18 protein-coding genes and 1 CRISPR repeat array are annotated in these 16193 nt (G+C 64.1%); of the genes, 11 read left to right on the forward strand and 7 right to left on the reverse strand.

Annotation, left to right across the window (positions count from 1 at the left end; translation table 11 throughout):
* Window positions 1-320 precede the first annotated feature (320 nt).
* Together N826_RS25125 and N826_RS25130 are read left to right on the forward strand one after the other, a co-directional pair.
* Window positions 321-638 carry a type II toxin-antitoxin system RelE/ParE family toxin gene (locus N826_RS25125; RefSeq protein ID WP_308518235.1) on the forward strand — a complete coding sequence of 106 codons (318 nt, stop codon included), beginning with the start codon at window positions 321-323 and terminating at the stop codon, window positions 636-638.
* An 18-nt stretch (window positions 639-656) separates the two neighbouring features.
* Entirely contained in the window at window positions 657-1016 is a 360-nt protein-coding gene (locus N826_RS25130) for a HigA family addiction module antitoxin (RefSeq protein ID WP_084721175.1), read from the forward strand.
* A gap of 32 nt (window positions 1017-1048) precedes the next feature.
* Here N826_RS25130 and N826_RS25135 read toward each other — a convergent pair whose 3' ends face one another.
* The 3 genes from N826_RS25135 to N826_RS25145 are packed head-to-tail and all read right to left on the reverse strand — an operon-like array spanning window position 1049 to window position 2362.
* Window positions 1049-1423 carry a helix-turn-helix domain-containing protein gene (locus N826_RS25135; RefSeq protein ID WP_044433222.1) on the reverse strand — a complete coding sequence of 125 codons (375 nt, stop codon included), beginning with the start codon at window positions 1421-1423 and terminating at the stop codon, window positions 1049-1051.
* Between the two features lie 40 nt (window positions 1424-1463).
* Entirely contained in the window at window positions 1464-1865 is a 402-nt protein-coding gene (locus N826_RS25140) for a DUF1398 domain-containing protein (protein ID WP_044433224.1), read from the reverse strand.
* A 44-nt stretch (window positions 1866-1909) separates the two neighbouring features.
* Window positions 1910-2362: a MarR family winged helix-turn-helix transcriptional regulator gene (locus tag N826_RS25145; RefSeq protein ID WP_044433319.1), complete on the reverse strand. Its 453-nt coding sequence runs from the start codon at window positions 2360-2362 to the stop codon at window positions 1910-1912.
* 271 nt (window positions 2363-2633) lie between these two features.
* Here N826_RS25145 and N826_RS25150 point away from each other — a divergent pair, with 271 nt between their 5' ends.
* From N826_RS25150 to N826_RS43340, 6 genes are all read left to right on the forward strand, one after another.
* On the forward strand, window positions 2634-2876 hold the full coding sequence (locus N826_RS25150) for a type II toxin-antitoxin system Phd/YefM family antitoxin (protein WP_044433225.1): 243 nt from the start codon (window positions 2634-2636) through the stop codon (window positions 2874-2876).
* Window positions 2877-2988: 112 nt separating this feature from the next.
* A complete protein-coding gene (locus N826_RS25155; RefSeq protein ID WP_044433227.1) occupies window positions 2989-3600 on the forward strand; it encodes a hypothetical protein in 612 nt (203 codons plus the stop codon).
* 541 nt (window positions 3601-4141) lie between these two features.
* A complete protein-coding gene (cas9, locus tag N826_RS25160; RefSeq protein WP_044433229.1) occupies window positions 4142-7315 on the forward strand; it encodes a type II CRISPR RNA-guided endonuclease Cas9 in 3174 nt (1057 codons plus the stop codon).
* A 3-nt stretch (window positions 7316-7318) separates the two neighbouring features.
* Entirely contained in the window at window positions 7319-8305 is a 987-nt protein-coding gene (gene cas1 / locus N826_RS25165) for a type II CRISPR-associated endonuclease Cas1 (RefSeq protein WP_044433230.1), read from the forward strand.
* A complete protein-coding gene (gene cas2 / locus N826_RS25170) occupies window positions 8259-8588 on the forward strand; it encodes a CRISPR-associated endonuclease Cas2 (RefSeq protein ID WP_211099382.1) in 330 nt (109 codons plus the stop codon). Before cas1 ends, cas2 begins: the two co-directional genes overlap by 47 nt.
* Before the next feature lie 75 nt (window positions 8589-8663).
* Window positions 8664-9426: a CRISPR direct-repeat array (repeat unit 36 nt; unit sequence ATTGTAGCCGCTGGGGGATCGGGGTCCAGCCGCAAC).
* A 52-nt stretch (window positions 9427-9478) separates the two neighbouring features.
* The gene (locus tag N826_RS43340) at window positions 9479-9643 is read left to right on the forward strand and encodes a hypothetical protein (protein ID WP_157599366.1); all 165 of its coding nucleotides are present in this window, start codon (window positions 9479-9481) and stop codon (window positions 9641-9643) included.
* Window positions 9644-9669: 26 nt separating this feature from the next.
* Here N826_RS43340 and N826_RS25175 read toward each other — a convergent pair whose 3' ends face one another.
* A complete protein-coding gene (locus N826_RS25175) occupies window positions 9670-10497 on the reverse strand; it encodes a DUF1223 domain-containing protein (protein ID WP_052832019.1) in 828 nt (275 codons plus the stop codon).
* 253 nt (window positions 10498-10750) lie between these two features.
* Here N826_RS25175 and N826_RS42020 point away from each other — a divergent pair, with 253 nt between their 5' ends.
* Complete coding sequence (locus N826_RS42020; RefSeq protein WP_044433234.1) at window positions 10751-10975, forward strand: hypothetical protein; 225 nt, start codon at window positions 10751-10753, stop codon at window positions 10973-10975.
* Here N826_RS42020 and N826_RS25185 read toward each other — a convergent pair.
* The gene (locus N826_RS25185; protein ID WP_052832020.1) at window positions 10915-11820 is read right to left on the reverse strand and encodes an SGNH/GDSL hydrolase family protein; all 906 of its coding nucleotides are present in this window, start codon (window positions 11818-11820) and stop codon (window positions 10915-10917) included. The two genes, N826_RS42020 and N826_RS25185, sit on opposite strands and share 61 nt — an antisense overlap.
* 349 nt (window positions 11821-12169) lie before the next feature.
* Here N826_RS25185 and N826_RS25190 point away from each other — a divergent pair, with 349 nt between their 5' ends.
* Both N826_RS25190 and N826_RS25195 read left to right on the forward strand, forming a co-directional pair.
* Entirely contained in the window at window positions 12170-13390 is a 1221-nt protein-coding gene (locus N826_RS25190; protein ID WP_044433236.1) for an OpgC family protein, read from the forward strand.
* 71 nt (window positions 13391-13461) lie between these two features.
* The gene (locus N826_RS25195; protein WP_044433238.1) at window positions 13462-14031 is read left to right on the forward strand and encodes a DUF3618 domain-containing protein; all 570 of its coding nucleotides are present in this window, start codon (window positions 13462-13464) and stop codon (window positions 14029-14031) included.
* Window positions 14032-14137: 106 nt separating this feature from the next.
* Here the strand turns inward: N826_RS25195 and N826_RS25200 are convergent, their stop codons facing one another.
* A complete protein-coding gene (locus N826_RS25200) occupies window positions 14138-15430 on the reverse strand; it encodes a coiled-coil domain-containing protein (protein WP_044433240.1) in 1293 nt (430 codons plus the stop codon).
* Window positions 15431-15497: 67 nt separating this feature from the next.
* On the reverse strand, window positions 15498-16175 hold the full coding sequence (locus N826_RS40495; RefSeq protein ID WP_052832022.1) for a DUF2383 domain-containing protein: 678 nt from the start codon (window positions 16173-16175) through the stop codon (window positions 15498-15500).
* Window positions 16176-16193: the final 18 nt, after the last annotated feature.

The following is a 16193-nucleotide window of genomic DNA, read 5'->3' on the forward strand; positions in this document are numbered from 1 at the left end:
AGGGGGCTTGCTGCTTGGTCCGAGAGCCGATGTAGACACCCCCTACAAGGCCGCAATTGTCATCAATTGTTGCAAAATGTGATGGGCTGCGGTGCTGTGACGAGGTTGGCCGGTGGGATGACAGGGGCAGGTCATCCGTGGAAAAACGCGAGCGAGTGATCGAATGTCACTATCGCCCGCGCGCGGCGGCGGGCCGGTGCTGTGTGTGCTGTTCACGATGTCGAAAATCCGGCGCTGTAGCGCTTTGGTCTTGTAGCACGAGCCGGTTAAGGAATTATGTCCTGGTGCTTGTTCGTGTTCATTTCCCAGGAGAGCTCCCCTTGCAAAACGTAACGCTAAACGTTACGTTCATCGCAATGATCAAGTCCTTTGCCGATAAGCGCACTGCCGCTCTTTTCTTCGACCTTCCGACAAAGGGTTTGCCAGCGGATATTCGAAAGCGGGCGCGTGCAAAGCTGATCGCAATGGATCAGGCACAGGCGCTGGATGATCTCAGAGTACCTCTCGCCAATCGGTTGGAGGCGTTGCGGGGTGGCAGGGCTGGTCAATACTCGATCCGTGTCAACGACCGATGGCGCATTTGCTTTTTCTGGCAAGAGGGCGATGTTTACGACGTAGAGTTCCTGGATTATCACTGACTTAAGGGAGACAACCCAATGACCATTTCCCGTGCGGACCTGGACGCTGGCCGGGTCGATCTGACCGATGTGATTGACCCTGAAGCGCAACCGGTTGGTCCTATTCACCCCGGCTACATCCTGCATGTCGATTTCATGGAGCCGCTTGGGCTGAGCGTCTACGCTCTTGCGCGGGCATTGAGCGTGCCACGGACCCGGCTGAACGAGATCGTCAATGAGCGGCGGTCGGTCACTGCCGACACGGCGCTCCGGCTGTCGAGGCATTTTGGTACCAGCGCCGATTTCTGGATGGGATTGCAGGCTCAGTACGATCTGGAGGTCGCGCGCCGTGACCTGGGTGAGCGGCTGATGTTGGAAGTGGCGCCGCGAGCCGCATAGGCAATCCATTTCGCGCAGGCGCCACGCATGGATCAAACCAGATCGTCGAGGCCGATCCGGAGTGCTTCCGCGATCCGCTTCAATGCTTCGACTGAACCGGGGTTCTTGCCGCTTTCGATTTCCCTGAGATAAACCCGGTTCACGCCGCTGGCGTCGGCAAGGGTAGTCTGTGTCATCTCCCGATATTCGCGCCAGACCGGCACCAGACTTTTCCCGGCTCGTTGGGCGTCGGTCAGCTTCACGCCCAATTCGGCAGGGAACGCTTCTTCATTTCGGCTCGTCGCGGCATCGAAGGCTTGGATATCGGTCAGCATTTCAGCGTCTTTCTGCAAATCTTCGTAGACGTCTTCCGGGACGAGAACGAAGGTTCGACCATCCTTGGTCAGGCGTTCGAAGTTCCTACCCATAAGGTCGTCTCGTCAAGCCTTGTGAGCAATGCATGTAGCGCTACTCCGGGAAACGCTCGATGTGGGTCTCGGCGGTGCGGCCAAAATAGACGACGCGGCGGCCGAGGAACGAGACGAGATAACCCGCGCATCCCGCCCCCTTCGCCTTTTCGCAGAAGCCGCTGTAACTGTAGTCGGGCTCGCCCCGCTGTGCCCATCGCACCAGTCCTTCGATGGCTGCCGCATCGAAGGTTGCCGCAGTGATCCCGTCCGAGTGCGGCATGTCCAGCGCCACGCTGTCGCCGTCGGGCAGGTAATAGGTCTGGGTGTTGCGGCGGTAGTCGACCGTGTATCCCTCGAACCGGGCGGCAATCAGTTTGCCGACGATGGCGGGAAAGCCGAGGCTGCCATCGTGCGCCGCATCGAGGCATGATTGAGCAATAGAGATCCGTTCCGCGTCCATGGCGCGTTTCCTTATCCGATCTTGAGTTGCTACGGACCCGGCGGTCAGTCCACCGGGATAGTCTTCAGCCCACGCCTGTCGGCGAGAGTTCTTAAGAGGCGATGGAGCATCTCGCGCTCCTCCGTGGGCAAGATGCCGAAATACTCTGCATCGTTCTTATCGGCGAGCGCCGCCAGAATCGGCACCTTGCTCCGGCCTGCTCCCGTCAGGGACAGGGTGTGCGCCCGCTTGTCACCCGGATTGTCGGCGCGGGTGATCAGCCCCTTGCCGAGCAGCCGGTCGGCAAGCTTGCTGATGGCGCCTTTCGTCATTCCCATCTTCTCGGCGAGCGCCGATGGCGCCATCGCGTCGGCGTCGTAGAGGGCACGCATGAAACTCCACTCCGCCACCGTCACGCCTTCATCGGCAACCTTGCGGGCGAAGTCTTGCGAGACCGCGTTGGACACCATGCGCAACCAGTAGCCGGTGTGGGCAGTCAGGTCAGAGGCCGGCGGCATAGGTAGCTCCATTATGTTGACTAGGAAACTACCAGCGTTATTATTTCCTAGTCAACTTGATTCTGATCGGCTGAGGAAGGTTCTCGTCAATGTTTCGGGGTGACGTGTCAGCTTCCCTGAGAGCGTCCGTACGTAGACGCGGCTGGAAGCCGCGTCTACGATGCATGTCACCGCGAAACCCGATATGAGCCTTTTTTCCTGCTTGGCGTGAGATTGCCCTTTGGTGCCGGAGCCGCTAATCTGACCAGCAATCTGCTCAGGAGCCGCCGCCATGAACACCGTGAGCCTAACCGACGCCAAGGCTCATCTCAGTGAACTGGTCTCGCGGGCAGATTCAGGAGAGGCCGTTTGCATCACGCGCCGAGGCAAGCCGGTTGCCAAGCTGACGGCGGTTCAGGCTCCGCGTCGGTCTATCGACCTTGCCACACTCCGAACCCTTACCGACTCCATGCCGATGCAGGCGGAAACCGCCGGCGAATTCATCCGCCGGATGCGGGACGGCGAACGGTACTGATGCTGCCGGTTGTCCGATAGCTTGCCGTCAGACCAGATATCGATGGTACATCAAATTCTATTTTGTCGATCCAAATACGGTCTTTATCTGCGTGCATCGCTAATGGGTGATTATGAAAATCTACCACGAAGCCGACAAAAGCCGGGCTATGTGCGAAAACGACGGGCTGGTCACTACGACCTTTGCCTACCGCGACGTACCGTTTCGTGACGGCTCGGGCATTGTTAAGGACATCCTTGTCGCCGTTTGCGACAAATGCGGCGATGTCGTCGCAATCCCCCCGCAATCTTCACTTGCGATCAAGGCAACTCGCGAAAAGGCCGCCGTGTCGGTAGAGGCCAATTTGCCTGCCATCTACATCGACACGCTTGACCTTGCAGCTCTCCGTATCGATCCGAACCTGACGTTGGATTTCCGCAAACGCCTTCTCCTGTACTACGTCCACACCTATGCGGCGAACAGGAAACTCCTTGCCCAGCTTATCGAGAACCTGCGGGAGGAGAATATGTTCGTAACCGCAGACAAGAACAGCATGCGCAAACGGTTGTCGATGAAGGTTACACCAGCCATGTCGCGCGAGATCGAGGCTGTGATGCAGGCTACCTCGCTCAGCAAAACCGAATTGATCAAATCAGTCATAAGTCAAATCCACAAGGACATCGTCCAACCCGATAGACCCAAGCAGATGAAGCTGCTTAAAACGCTGGCTGCCGTCGCGGCCTGATACCGTCACTCGATATCTTCATCAGTGACTTGGCCGGTTCGTAGTCTGGTTCGTGATGCATCATGCGGAAGTCGAGGAGCCCTTGGGAGCGGCGTACCTGTCCCAAGGGCCATGCTGCGCCTTGGACTGCGACAGCAACTCGGCGGCATCAATGCTGCGGTTTCATCACCACAAACAAACGCGGCGGGCCGAGGCCCGCCGCACATCTTGTGCTGCAAGGAACTTGCGTTCCCGAGCGTGTTAACGGAAGGACCCCGATCCCCCAGCGGCTACGCAAAGGTGATTGTCTTTCCGCAGCAAGAATGCGGGATGCATTTTCGCGTGTCAATAGTCAGTGGTGACTTTGCTGGTCTTTTTTAGCGCCAGTAAAACTTACATTTCAAAGTAAATGATCAGTAAACGATAGCCGGCTTCCAAAGCTTAAGTGCTCGGCATGCAGGGAAATTTTCTTGCAATCCTACTCCTGAAATTCCCGTAATGGTAGTTTTGTGAGCCACTGCCGTCCTCCCGATCCCTCAACCTCCCATTTCCGAGCCTTTCCATGTCGAACCGCGTTCCCTATCGCCTCGCTCTCGATCTCGGTACCAACAGCATCGGCTGGTGCCTGCTGGACCTCAACGGCAACGGGGACCCCTGTGGGGTCCGGCGCATGGGGGTCAGGATCTTTCCCGATGGGCGCGATCCGAAGTCGAAGGAGTCGCTGGCGGCGGACCGGCGGCTGGCGCGGTCGATGCGCCGCCGCCGCGACCGTTACCTGCGTCGCCGCTCGGCGCTGATGAATGCGCTGGTAGCGGCGGGGCTGATGCCGGCCGATCGGGCCACGCGCAAGGCGCTGGAATCGGAAGATCCTTGCGAACTGCGGGCGCGGGCGCTGTTCGAGCCTTTGACGGCCGGGCAGGTCGGGCGGGCACTGTTCCATCTCAACCAGCGCCGGGGGTTCAAGAGCAACCGCAAGGCCGCCGGGGAAGAGAACGAGGCCGGCAAGATCAAGGCCGGCATCTCCGCGCTGAAGGCGGAAATCGAGGCCAGCGGCGAAACCACCCTGGGCGCGTGGCTGGCCGCGCGGCACCGCAAGCGCGAGACCGTGCGTGCTCGGCTGGACGGCGCCGGGGCCAAGGCGTCGTACGAGTTCTATCCCGAACGTGGCCTGGTCCATGACGAGTTCCAGGCTATCCGGACGGCGCAGGCGCTGCACCATCCCGCCGTCACGGCGGAGCAGTGGGACCGGGTCGAATCGGTGATCTTCCGCCAGCGTCCGCTGCGCCCGGTACGTCCCGGCAAATGCACGCTGTTCCCCGATCAGGAACGCGCGCCCTGGGCGCTGCCGGTCGCCCAGGAGTTCCGCATCCTGACGGAGATCGGCAACCTGAAACTCTATCGCCCCGGTGAGGAACCGCGCGAACTGTCCGCCGACCAGCACGCCCAGCTTTTCGCCAAGCTGTGCCGAAGCGCCGACCTGACCTTCGAGAAGATCAGGAAGGAGCTGAAGCTCGACCCCGGCCTGAAGGTCAACCTGGAAGGGGAGAAGCGCGACCGGCTGAAGGGCGATGCGGTGACCAGCGCGCTTTCGGCCAAGAAGCGTTTCGGGCCGAAGTGGAACGCGCTGACGCCGGACGACCGGCGCGATATCGTCGGCCGCCTGATCGAGGCCGAGGACGAAGCCGAACTGGCCGGCTGGCTGGAATCCGTGCATGGGCTGCCAAGCGAAAACGCCGCACATACCGCCGCGTCTCCCGGTTTGCCCGACGGCTATTGCCGCCTGAGCGAGAAGGCGCTGGTAAAACTGGTGCCGCTGATGCGCGAGCAACGGCTGCGCTACGACGAGGCCGTTCTCGCGCTCAACCTGCACCACTCCGATTTCCGCCCCGAGGGCTTGCTGGATGAGTTGCCGTATTACGGCGAGCCGCTGGAGCGGTTCATCGCCTTCGGTTCCGGCGAGCCGTCTGACCCGCCGGAGCAGCATCTTGGGCGCTTTCCCAACCCGACCGTCCATATCGGGCTTAACGAACTGCGGAAGCTGGTCAACCGCATCGTCGAGCGCTGGGGCAAGCCGGCCGACATCGTGGTGGAACTGGCCCGCGACCTTAAGCGCAGCCGCGACGAGCGCGACACGATCCAGCGCGAGCAGGCGCAGAACCAGCGGAAGAACGAGGATCGTTTCGCCAAGATCAAGGAGCTGGGGATCGATCCGCGTCCCGACTCGATGCTGCGTCTCCGCCTATGGGAAGAACTGCCGAAGGTCGGTGTCGGGCATGTCTGCGTCTATACCGGCGAACCGATCGGCATCAGGCGCCTGCTGGAGGGGGATGTGGATATCGACCATATCCTGCCGTTCAGCCGGACCTTGAGCGATGGCGCCGACAACAAGATCGTCTGCGTCCGGCGGGCCAACCGCTTCAAGCGCGACCGGTCGCCCTGGGAGGCCTTCGGGGTGACCGCCGTCGATGGATACGATTGGGCCGCCATCGCGCAGCGGGCGGAGGAGTTGCCGAAGAACAAGCGCTGGCGCTTCCTGCCGGACGCGATGGACCGGTTCGAGGGCGAACGGGGCTTCCTGGACCGCCAGCTTGTCGAAACCCGCCATCTGTCCAGGGTGGCGCGGCAATACCTTGCCAGCATCGTCGACCTGAACAAGGTCCGGGTCGCGCCCGGCAAGCTGACCGCCATGCTGCGTGCCCGCTGGGGCCTGAACAAGATACTGTCCGACGGCAACCTGAAGAACCGCAGCGACCACCGGCACCACGCGATCGACGCCGCCGTGCTGGGCATGATCGATCAGCGGCTTGTCCAGCTTGTGGCGCAGGCGGCGGCCAGGGCGGAGGCGAACGAGCTGGAACGGCTGTTCGACGGTCTGCCCGATCCGTTCGACGGCTTGGCCGCGACATCGTTCGGCGATCAGGTGCGGGAGAAGATACGCGGCATCACCGTGTCGCACCGGGCGGAGCACGGCTGGCAGGGCCGCATGCACAACGATACCGCCTATGGTCCGGTCGAGGCGGTGAACGGCGTCCATACCGTCGTCACGCGGAAGCCGTTGTCGGGGCTGACGGCCAAGGACTTCCCCAATATCCGCGACCGCGTGCTGGCGAAAGCGCTGGAAGACCATGTCGCGGCGGAAGCGGCGGCGGGCAGGAGTTTTGGCGATGCGCTGGGCAGCTTCAAATGGGGCGGCCAGCCGGTCCGGCGCGTCCGCATGCTGGATGTCCTGGGCAACCCGATCCCGATCCAGGACCCGTCGGGCACTGTGTTCAAGGTCTACAAGGGCGACAGCAACGCCTGGTACGAGATCCTGCGCGATCCGCGCGGGCGCTGGACCGGGAAGATCGTCAGCACCTTCGAAGCCTATCGCCTGCACCGGGAATGGCTGGCGGAGACCGGCGGCGATTCGGGCCGGGGCAGCGGGGTGTTCCTGGACTGGGCGGCCAAGCGGGTGGTGGGGGAGGCCGGGACGCCGCTGTTCCGCCTGTTCAAGGGCGACCTGCTGGCGCTGGGCGAAGCGCCGGACCGGCGGATCGTGCGGGTGGTCAAGTTCAGCGAGGGGCAGGTGGCGCTGGCGCTCCATCTGGAGGCCGGCAACCTGAAGGCCCGCGACGCCGACAAGGGCGATCCGTTCAAATACCAGTACTGCTCCCCGGACAGCCTGCGCAAGCAGGCGGCGCGGCCGGCCGGGGTCGATCTGCTGGGCTATGTCCATGACAAAGGCCCGCTGGAGTAGGCCATGGCCGAAGGTGCTGCGGGAGTCGTCATCGAAATCGCCGAGAACGGGCGCCATCTGGCGCTCGACCGGGGTTTCATGGTGGTCAAGGGAGACGGCCGGGAGATCGGGCGCGTCCCCCTGGACGATCTGGCCGTGCTGGTCTGCACGGCCCATGGCCTGACCTATTCCAACAACCTGCTGCTGGCCTTGCTGGAACGGGATTGCGCCGTGGTGCTGTGCGGCAGCAACTTCAGTCCCGCCGCCATCCTGTGGCCGGTGGACGGCCACCATGTCCAGGCGCAGCGCATGCGTGCCCAGGCGGAAATGACGGAGGCGTCGAAGGGCCGGCTGTGGCAGGTGATCACGCGCGCCAAGATCAGGACGCAGGGCGCCGTGCTGGAGTCGCTGGGCGTGCCCGCCGGGGCCTTCGTGGAACTGGCGAAGAAGGTCAGGTCGGGCGACCCGGAAAACATCGAGGCGCAAGCCGCGCGCCGCTACTGGCCCCTGCTGTTCGGGACGGAGTTCCGCCGCGACTCCGATCATCCCGGAACCAACAGCCTGCTGAACTACGGCTACGCCATCCTGCGCGGCGGCACGGCGCGGGCCGTGGCGTCCGCCGGGCTGCACCCGACGCTGGGCCTGAAGCACAGCAATCGCGGCAACCCCATGTGTCTGGTCGACGACCTGATGGAACCGTTCAGGCCGCTGGTGGACATCCTTGTCCACGGGATGGTCCGGGAAGGCCGGGTCGAGGTGGACCGCGACGCGAAGCGCGAACTGGCGGGGGTGCTGGTCCGCGACATGCGGACCGAAGCCGGCGTCACCCCGCTCGCGACCTGTCTGTTCCGGCTGACTTTTTCCCTGGCGCAACTGCTGCTTGGCGAACGCAAGGTGCTTGACCTGCCGCTGTTGCCGCTGCCGCTGGATCTTGTTGTCTCACCGACCGGCAAGGAGGACGCGCATGGCTCTCAGCGCGTATCGGCTGATGTGGATGATGGTGATGTTTGACCTGCCCGTATCCACCAAGGCCGAGCGGAAGGCTGCGACAGGATTTCGCAACTTCCTGCTGGACGAGGGCTTCGAAATGTCGCAGTTCAGCGTCTATATGCGCTTTTGCGCCGGCTCCCCGCAGGTGGACGCGCGGATCAAGCGAATCAGAGGGCAGGTGCCGGCCAAGGGCAAGGTGCAGATCTTGACCTTCACCGACCGCCAATATCAGACGATGGTGTGCCTGGAGGCACGGACAAAACGAGAACCCGGAACCAAATATGAGCAGTTCAAGCTGTTTTGACGGTGGTTTGTCGTTGGGAACTGGAGAAAAAAGGCCGCATAAGCCTTTTGGGATCAAAGGCTTATGCGGGGATCTATTGTAGCCGCTGGGGGATCGGGGTCCAGCCGCAACTGATCTCGACCTACGCCGCGCGAACGAAAGATTGTAGCCGCTGGGGGATCGGGGTCCAGCCGCAACTCGATCTCCTGTGCGTATCTCTGGTCGGACATTGTAGCCGCTGGGGGATCGGGGTCCAGCCGCAACTCTTCGGCGACTACATCGCCAACGGCACCAATTGTAGCCGCTGGGGGATCGGGGTCCAGCCGCAACCGGTCAGGATCTCGGCCGCGCTTGGGTGTGATTGTAGCCGCTGGGGGATCGGGGTCCAGCCGCAACCGCTTAGGATGGTGAGGTTGGTTTGCATGGATTGTAGCCGCTGGGGGATCGGGGTCCAGCCGCAACTACGGTACCGTCAAGACCATGCTGAACCGCATTGTAGCCGCTGGGGGATCGGGGTCCAGCCGCAACTGCACTACTGAGGGTATGTACGGTGATGAGGATTGTAGCCGCTGGGGGATCGGGGTCCAGCCGCAACACAGGTTACAGGCGGTCAGGGTAACGTTCGATTGTAGCCGCTGGGGGATCGGGGTCCAGCCGCAACTGACCGCAAAGACTACTGCATCACCCATAAATTGTAGCCGCTGGGGGATCGGGGTCCAGCCGCAACGCGGTTCGGCCTTGTTCGGGCGGTGAAGGCATTGTAGCCGCTGGGGGATCGGGGTCCAGCCGCAACTCTCAAGAGTTGCGCGTTATGGACGGCCCCATTGTAGCCGCTGGGGGATCGGGGGCCGGCCGCAACTGGGGCGTCGAACGTCGTCCCGGACGGGGACTGCCTTGCCTGCTCTCCGGTAATGACGGAAGCTCTCGGCGTGCTCGACGTCATCAGGAGGGCCGGGCTGGTGGTGGTGCCACCCGATCCGACCGATGAGATGGTGGAAGCCGGAATTGCGGTTTCCGGCATCGGGGCGGACCGGGTCCGCGCCGTCTTCCAGGCGATGCTCGCGGCGGCGCCGTAGAAGCGGCGGTTCCCTCCCGTTCGGGGTTACAGCGGCGCAGCACCGCCGTCGCCGCCGGTCATCCGGCGGGCCGCCGCGCGCATCGTCCTCACCAGGGCTTCCCAGGGGGTGACGCCGGCGCCCAGCAGGCGGCGTTCGACCCGCGCCGCTCCCAGGATGGCCCCAGGGCGGCCCTCGGCGTCGAACTCCTGGACCAGGACGGCGACGCCGTAGCCGGCGGGGGCCATGGGGACGCGCAGGTTCCGGGCGGAGCCGGTCCAGGCGCCCATGTCGACGATCTCGCGCACGACGTTGCTGTGGCGCAAGCGCTGGCCCCGGTTCTCGCCGGCCTTGACCGACTTGCCGCGCCCAAGCTGGTAGCGGACCATCAGGACGCGGGCTTCGCCGCCGTTGGGGCCGCGCGGGATCGGGCCGCGCGGGATGCCGACGCCGATCATGCCCTTGCCGGCCTCGACCGCGATGTTCAGCCGGCGGGCCTGGGGCTGCCCAAGGCTTTCCGCCATCGCTTCGCCGACCGCGCGCGGGCGGTCTCCGGCGGTCTCGAAACGGCCGTCGACGATCATCTGCGGAGTGTAGACGCTGTCGCGGCCAAGGGCTTCGTTGTAATCGCGCTGGCGCCGCGTGTTGTTCTCCGTCGCGAACGGGTCTTTCCAGCCCATCCGGTCCCAATAGGTCACATGAAAAGACAGCGCCAATACATCGGGCCTGCCCGCCAGTTCGCTCAGAAGGGCGTCCGCGACACGGGACTTCGAGCATCCTTCCGACGTGAACAGTTCCACGACGGTCGGCTGGTCGGCAAGAGCCGAGTTGAACAGGCGGCCGAGCGGCAGGGCAAACAGGATCACGCCCAACATTACTTATTCCTCTTCAGGTACCTGGCGGTCATTCATCTTGCGGACGACGGCTTATAGCGGGCCGATACACGGCTGGCATACTTGATCGTTGTATTAAGACCGAAGATAGAAATTGGCGTCGGCGGCCCGAGTTTTACGGGTCATTCAGGTGGCATCTGAGAATTCTTCCCACTGCGACCGGGATGTCACACTTTTGACACCCGTTTGAATCATTTCCATAACTAGCATCGGACTTCGAGCGGGAGGGATCGAAATGAATAACCAATTCGAAGTGAACGAGATGCTGCGCCGGATCGCCGGCGACCGCTTGATGTCCCGGTTTTCCGAGGGACCCGAAGAACAGCTGCCCGTCCAGATGCAGGCGATCCTGGCGCTGACTGCCGCCGTCGCCTGCTGGGGGTTCGTGGGAGCCGTGCTTTACCTGGGGTTTTCAGCGCTGCGGACCGCGCTGGGACCGCTCAGCGCCTTTATGGCCTGAGCCGGCTTGCCGGCGGCGGGCGGCTGGATCGCCGGGATCGCGGTCGGTACGATCGCATCCGCCATCAGCCGAGCAAGGCAGTGGTAGCTGGCGTCGGTCATGTGAAGCTGATCGGATGACAGCATGGTCGCCGGCGTGAACTGCCGGGTGTCCAGCCAGTATTTCATCACCTCGCTCCGCCGGAACACCGGCAGCCCATGGGCGGCGCCCAGGGCGCGGACCGCATCGACATAGGCGGCGTAGGTCGCGTTGCCTGCCTGCTTGGGCAGGAACTGCGGCTCCAGCAGGAGCAGGTCGGCGCCGCTCTCCCGGATGCGCCGGATACCTTCGACCGCCTGGGCGCCGAAGGCCTTGGCGTCGACGTTGCGCAGGGCGTCGTTGGTGCCGAGCTGCCAGATCACCAGATCGGGATGGAGCGACAGCACGTCGCGGTCCAGCCTCGCCAGCGTGCCGGCCGCCGTCTCGCCGCCGATGCCCTTGTTGACGACGTCGATCCGAGTTCCGGGGAAGCGCTGCTCCAGGATGGCGTCAAGCTGGGCCGGGTAGGTCCGGGACGGAGCGGACGCGCCGATGCCCTCGGTGCTGGACGACCCGACCGCGACGACGCGTAGGTCGTGCTTCTGGCTGAGCGCCACGCTGGTGTGGGGCAGCTGCCGCACGGACGCCGCCGAAACCAGCGCCGGGGCGGCGCACATGTCGGCGGCCGGCGCTTGCGCCTGAGGCTGGGCCGGCGCCTGGGTCGGCGATTGGGCCGATACGGGCGCGGTCCCCGTCATCAGGCCGGCCAGACCAGCGCCGATGCCGGCAGTTCCAAGGCAGAAGGCGACGAAAGCTCTTTTAACCATAATCCCGGATCACTCGCTCGGTTGCCGTTGCAACGGACGCCAACCGGCGCCGACCATGCGTATTGATCCACAATATGGTTAAAATGTGATTTCAGGGGCAAGGAAAAGCGTTCGCCCGGCCGGTGTGGCCGAAACGCAACCGCTCGAAGGATGCAAACGCATTTCCTTGCGGCAAGGTTCCTTCGAAAGCGCACAATTATCGTTTTTATCATTCGGGGGAATGGTTGTCTATTTGTGGTATTGAATTACCATTCCCGGAATAAACATGAACAACATCCGTTGAAACTGCTGTGTTGCCGGCGTGTCGAAGGGCCGGAACATGATTCTATTCGGCCGCGGAGAGAGAGCCATGAAGCGTTTTACTGTCCTGGACGGACTGCGCGGTTATTTTCTTGTATTTATGATGCTTAATCATCTCCTTTTTCAAGGTGATCTTTTGTTGCAGAAGATCAACCATGGAGAACTCGGTTATGTCCAGGACGCGCAGGGGTTTGTCTTCCTGTCCGGCATCATCATCGGGCTGTACTACACGCGGATGATCGGGCAGGGCCGCACTGGCCTGATGGACGCCAAGATCCTGAGACGCGCCTACGACCTTTACGTCTATGCGGTGATGGTGCTGGCGGTGATCCTGATCCTGGCCATGGTGGTGCCGAATTCCCGGCCGCTGTGGGGCCAGTTCATGTGGGAGATGTACCAGACGCCGTCGGTAACCGCCGTCTCGGCGTTCCTGCTGCTCTACCAGCCGATCTTCATGGACATCCTGCCGCAATACATCGTCTACCTGGTGGCGTCGCCGCTGCTGCTGCGCTGGGTGGCGCGCGGCTATTGGCGGGAAGTGCTGGGCGGCAGCATCCTGATGTGGCTGGGGGTGCAGCTCGGCTGGCACCTGCCGGCGGTCCGCATCGTCGAGCAGTCGGTGGCGGAGATCGTGCCGGGCTTCGTCCTGCAAAGCCACTTCAACCCCATGGCATGGCAGGTCGTGTTCGTCACCGGGCTGCTGCTGGGGGCCGCCGATACGCGGGGCGGGATGGACTGGAACCGCTGGTTCTCTCCTGAACGGACCGACCTGCTGAAGGCGTCGATCGTGATCGTTGTCCTGTTCCTGTTCTACAAGCTGGGCTTCACCTATGGCTTCATGCCGGACAGCATGGCCCTGCGGTTCGACGGGTTCAACAACCGGACCGAACTCAGCCTGGTCTATCTGCTCAACTTCGTGGCGCTGGCCTATCTGGTGACGTGGCTGCTGGTCGCGGGCCGGGACAGCGCCTTTCCGGCGGCGCGGCGGGCGGGGGACCTGCTGAACCGGCTGTTCCGCTGGCGCTTCCTGACCTTCCTGGGCAAGCACTCGCTCCAGGTCTACGCTTGGCACGTGGTCGTGGTCTATGTCGTGCTCGGGTTCGACGCCCGGATCGGCCCGTTCTCCGAACTGACGAAGACGCTGATTGCGCTGGGCGCCATCGCCAGCCTGATCATCCCGGCCTGGATCCACGCCAACTATGCGAACTGGACGGAAGCGGGGCGTCTGGCGGCCCAGCCGGAGCCGGCCCAGGGGCGGTCGCGGAACTAACCCCGAGGCGTTCGGGTTGCCATGGGGTGCGGGACCACCGCACCACATTGCTATTCGATGGAAGGCTGGAGATGGCGAACTCGGACGACAGGACCCCCGAACAGATCGAACGCGAGATCGAGCAGACCCGCCGCAACACCGCGGCAACCCTGGCTGCCATCGAGGACCGGCTGGCGCCGGGCCGCCTGATGGACGAAGCCTGGAGTTATCTGCGCACCAGCGGGCAGGGTCAGACTTTCGTCTCGAATCTCTCGGCGACGGTACGCGACAACCCGATCCCGGTCGCGCTGCTGGCGATCAGCCTGGCATGGCTGGCGATTGCCAGTTCGAAGACCGGTACGCGGCGCGAGGAATTTTACGGTGATGGCTACCGGGGCGACGGCTACCGGGGCGATGGATACCTTGGGGAGGACGACGCGATCCTGACCGAGGATGCGTTCAGGTCGTCGCATGCGCCGGCGCATTCCCACAAGGTCGAGTATGTCGATCCCGATCATCACCACGAGCATGTTTCGCGCTCGCGCGCCGATGCTCCGGAAGGCGTTTCGCCCAGTGCCGACACCCTGCTGGGACGCGAACGCGGCACCTTGTCGGCGAGCGAGGCGGCGAAGGTGTTCCAGGCGCCGGGAAGCGGTGCCTGAGCGCCGGCTGAGAGAGCGGCTGACGAGGCAGACAAGGCTGACATGAAAAAGGCGGCAGGGTGAACCTGCCGCCTTTTTCTTTTGCCGGCGTGTGCCGGGTGGACGCTTACTGCTGGGCGGGAGGCGCCGGCTGTTCCGGAGCGGCTTCGGGGGCCGGCTCGGCGGCGGGGGCGTCGCGGCGCTGTTCCAGCGCCTGGAGTTCGGCCGATTGCCGGGCGATCTGCTCGCGGAGCTGGGCGAGGCCCTGCTGCTCGTTCAGAAGGTTCTGGCGGGCTTCCTGGATGCGCTGGTCGACCTCCTGAAGCTCCGTCGTCCGCTGCGTCACCTGTTCCGACAGGTCGGCGACGTCGCGGCGGGCGGTGACTTCGGTGTCGCGGGCCTGCGCCGCGGCCTGGGTCAGTTCCTCGACCCTAGCCTGCGCGGTCTCGGCCTGTGAGGTCAGGTCGGCGACGCGCTGTTCGGCCTGGGCGGCCTCGGCGGTGCGCTGCTCGATGGTCTGGGTGACCTGGGCCAGTTCCTGCTGCCGCTGCTGGAGCTGGGCTGCGGCCTGGGTGCTCTGCTGGGTGACGTCGGCGAGCTGGCGCTGGGCGTTCTCGAGTTCCTGGCGGGCGCCCGTGAGCTGGTCGTTGGCGGTGGCGAGTTCCTGGCGCGACTGGGCGAGGTCCTTGCGGATCTGGTCGAGCTGGGCGGCGGCTTCCTCCGCCTGCTGGCCGGCCTGCGCGGCCTGATCGGCCTTGGCCGCCGATTCCTGGCTGAGGGCGGCGATGCTGTCGCGGAGCTGGGCTTCCTGCGCGCGGACTTCCTGCACCCGCTGGGCGATCTGCTCCGTCTCGGCGGTACGCTGGGCGATCTGCTCGGTGATCGTGGCAAGCTGGTCGCGCGCGGCGGCCTGCTGCTGGCTGGTCTCGCCAAGCTGAGCCGTGCCGCGCTCGATCTGCTGCGTCTGCTGGCGGATCTGCTCGGCGAGTTGGTTCGCCTGCTGCTCGGCCTCGGCGCGCTGCTGCTGGAGCGTCTGGGTCTGCGCCTGGGCGGCTTCGGCCTGGGTGTTGAGATCCTGCAAGGTCTGCTGGCGGCCTTGGATCTCCTGGCCCAGCCGGTTGACCTCGCCGGTCAGGCGCTGTTCGTCCTGGACGGTGGTGCGCAGGCGTTCAAGGTCGGCTTGGAAGGTCTGGCGTTCGTCGCGGGCCGTGTCCCGTTCGGTCGTGACCGCGGCGAGGGTCTGCTGGTGTTCGCGCTGGCGCTGGGCCAGCTGTTCCTCGAGGTTGCCGTTCTGGACCGCGTACGAGATCGCCGCGATCACGGCGATGACCGCCACCACGGCCAGTCCCAACAGGTAGTATCGCAGGTTTCCCTGGCCAGCCGCCGGGCGGCTGTCGGGATTTTCGTGCGAGCTGGTCATGGATATCCTCTTTGCTCACTGGCATATCACCCGAGAACGCGGCGGCCATCGGACTTGTTGCCGGCCTTCAGGCGCCCCGAACGGAGCGTGCCAGAAGATCCAGCCACAGCTTGCCCGCCGCCTCCAGGATGTCGGCGTTCGATCCATGGACGAAGGCGAAGCCGGAGACCATCCGGCCGGCCACGCTGTCGCGTCCCGTTCCCAGCCGCTCCAGCGAGTCCCAGGCCCAGCGGTGATGGGTCTCCTCGTCGCGGGCGGCCCGGTGTAGCACCGCCGCGACATCGGCGGGATGGCCGGCGGTCCGGGCGTGCCGCTCGTACTTGTCGCGCGCCTGGGTCTCGTTGGCGACGAAGGCGAGCAGGACGGCGCGGTCGCCGCCGGCAAGGCCTCCCAAGGGTCCGAAGCTGGCCATCATGCCGCCGCCGGAGCCGGCCGCCTGGACCAGCAGCTTGAAGATGCCGGTAGGGAAATGGGGCATCCGGACCGGCAGGCCGCCGCGCGCCCGGATCATGTCGACCAGTTCGCCGATGTGCCGTTCGTGGTCCTGCCGGAAGCCGATCAGGGTATTACGCAGGTTCCTGTCACGCAGTGCCGAGATCGCCAGCGTATAGGCGCCGACCGCGTCGTAATCGAGCTGGAGAAGGTCGTTCAGCTCGCCGATCAGGGCCGCTTCGCGGACCGTCGCGGAATGAACGAAGGGCAGGGGCGAAGCTTCGCCGGCGAAGGAAGCGATTGGGCTGGTCATATCGGCAGGCTCATCTGG

It is taken from the genome of Skermanella aerolata KACC 11604 (assembly GCF_000936425.1).
GTDB lineage: Bacteria > Pseudomonadota > Alphaproteobacteria > Azospirillales > Azospirillaceae > Skermanella > Skermanella aerolata.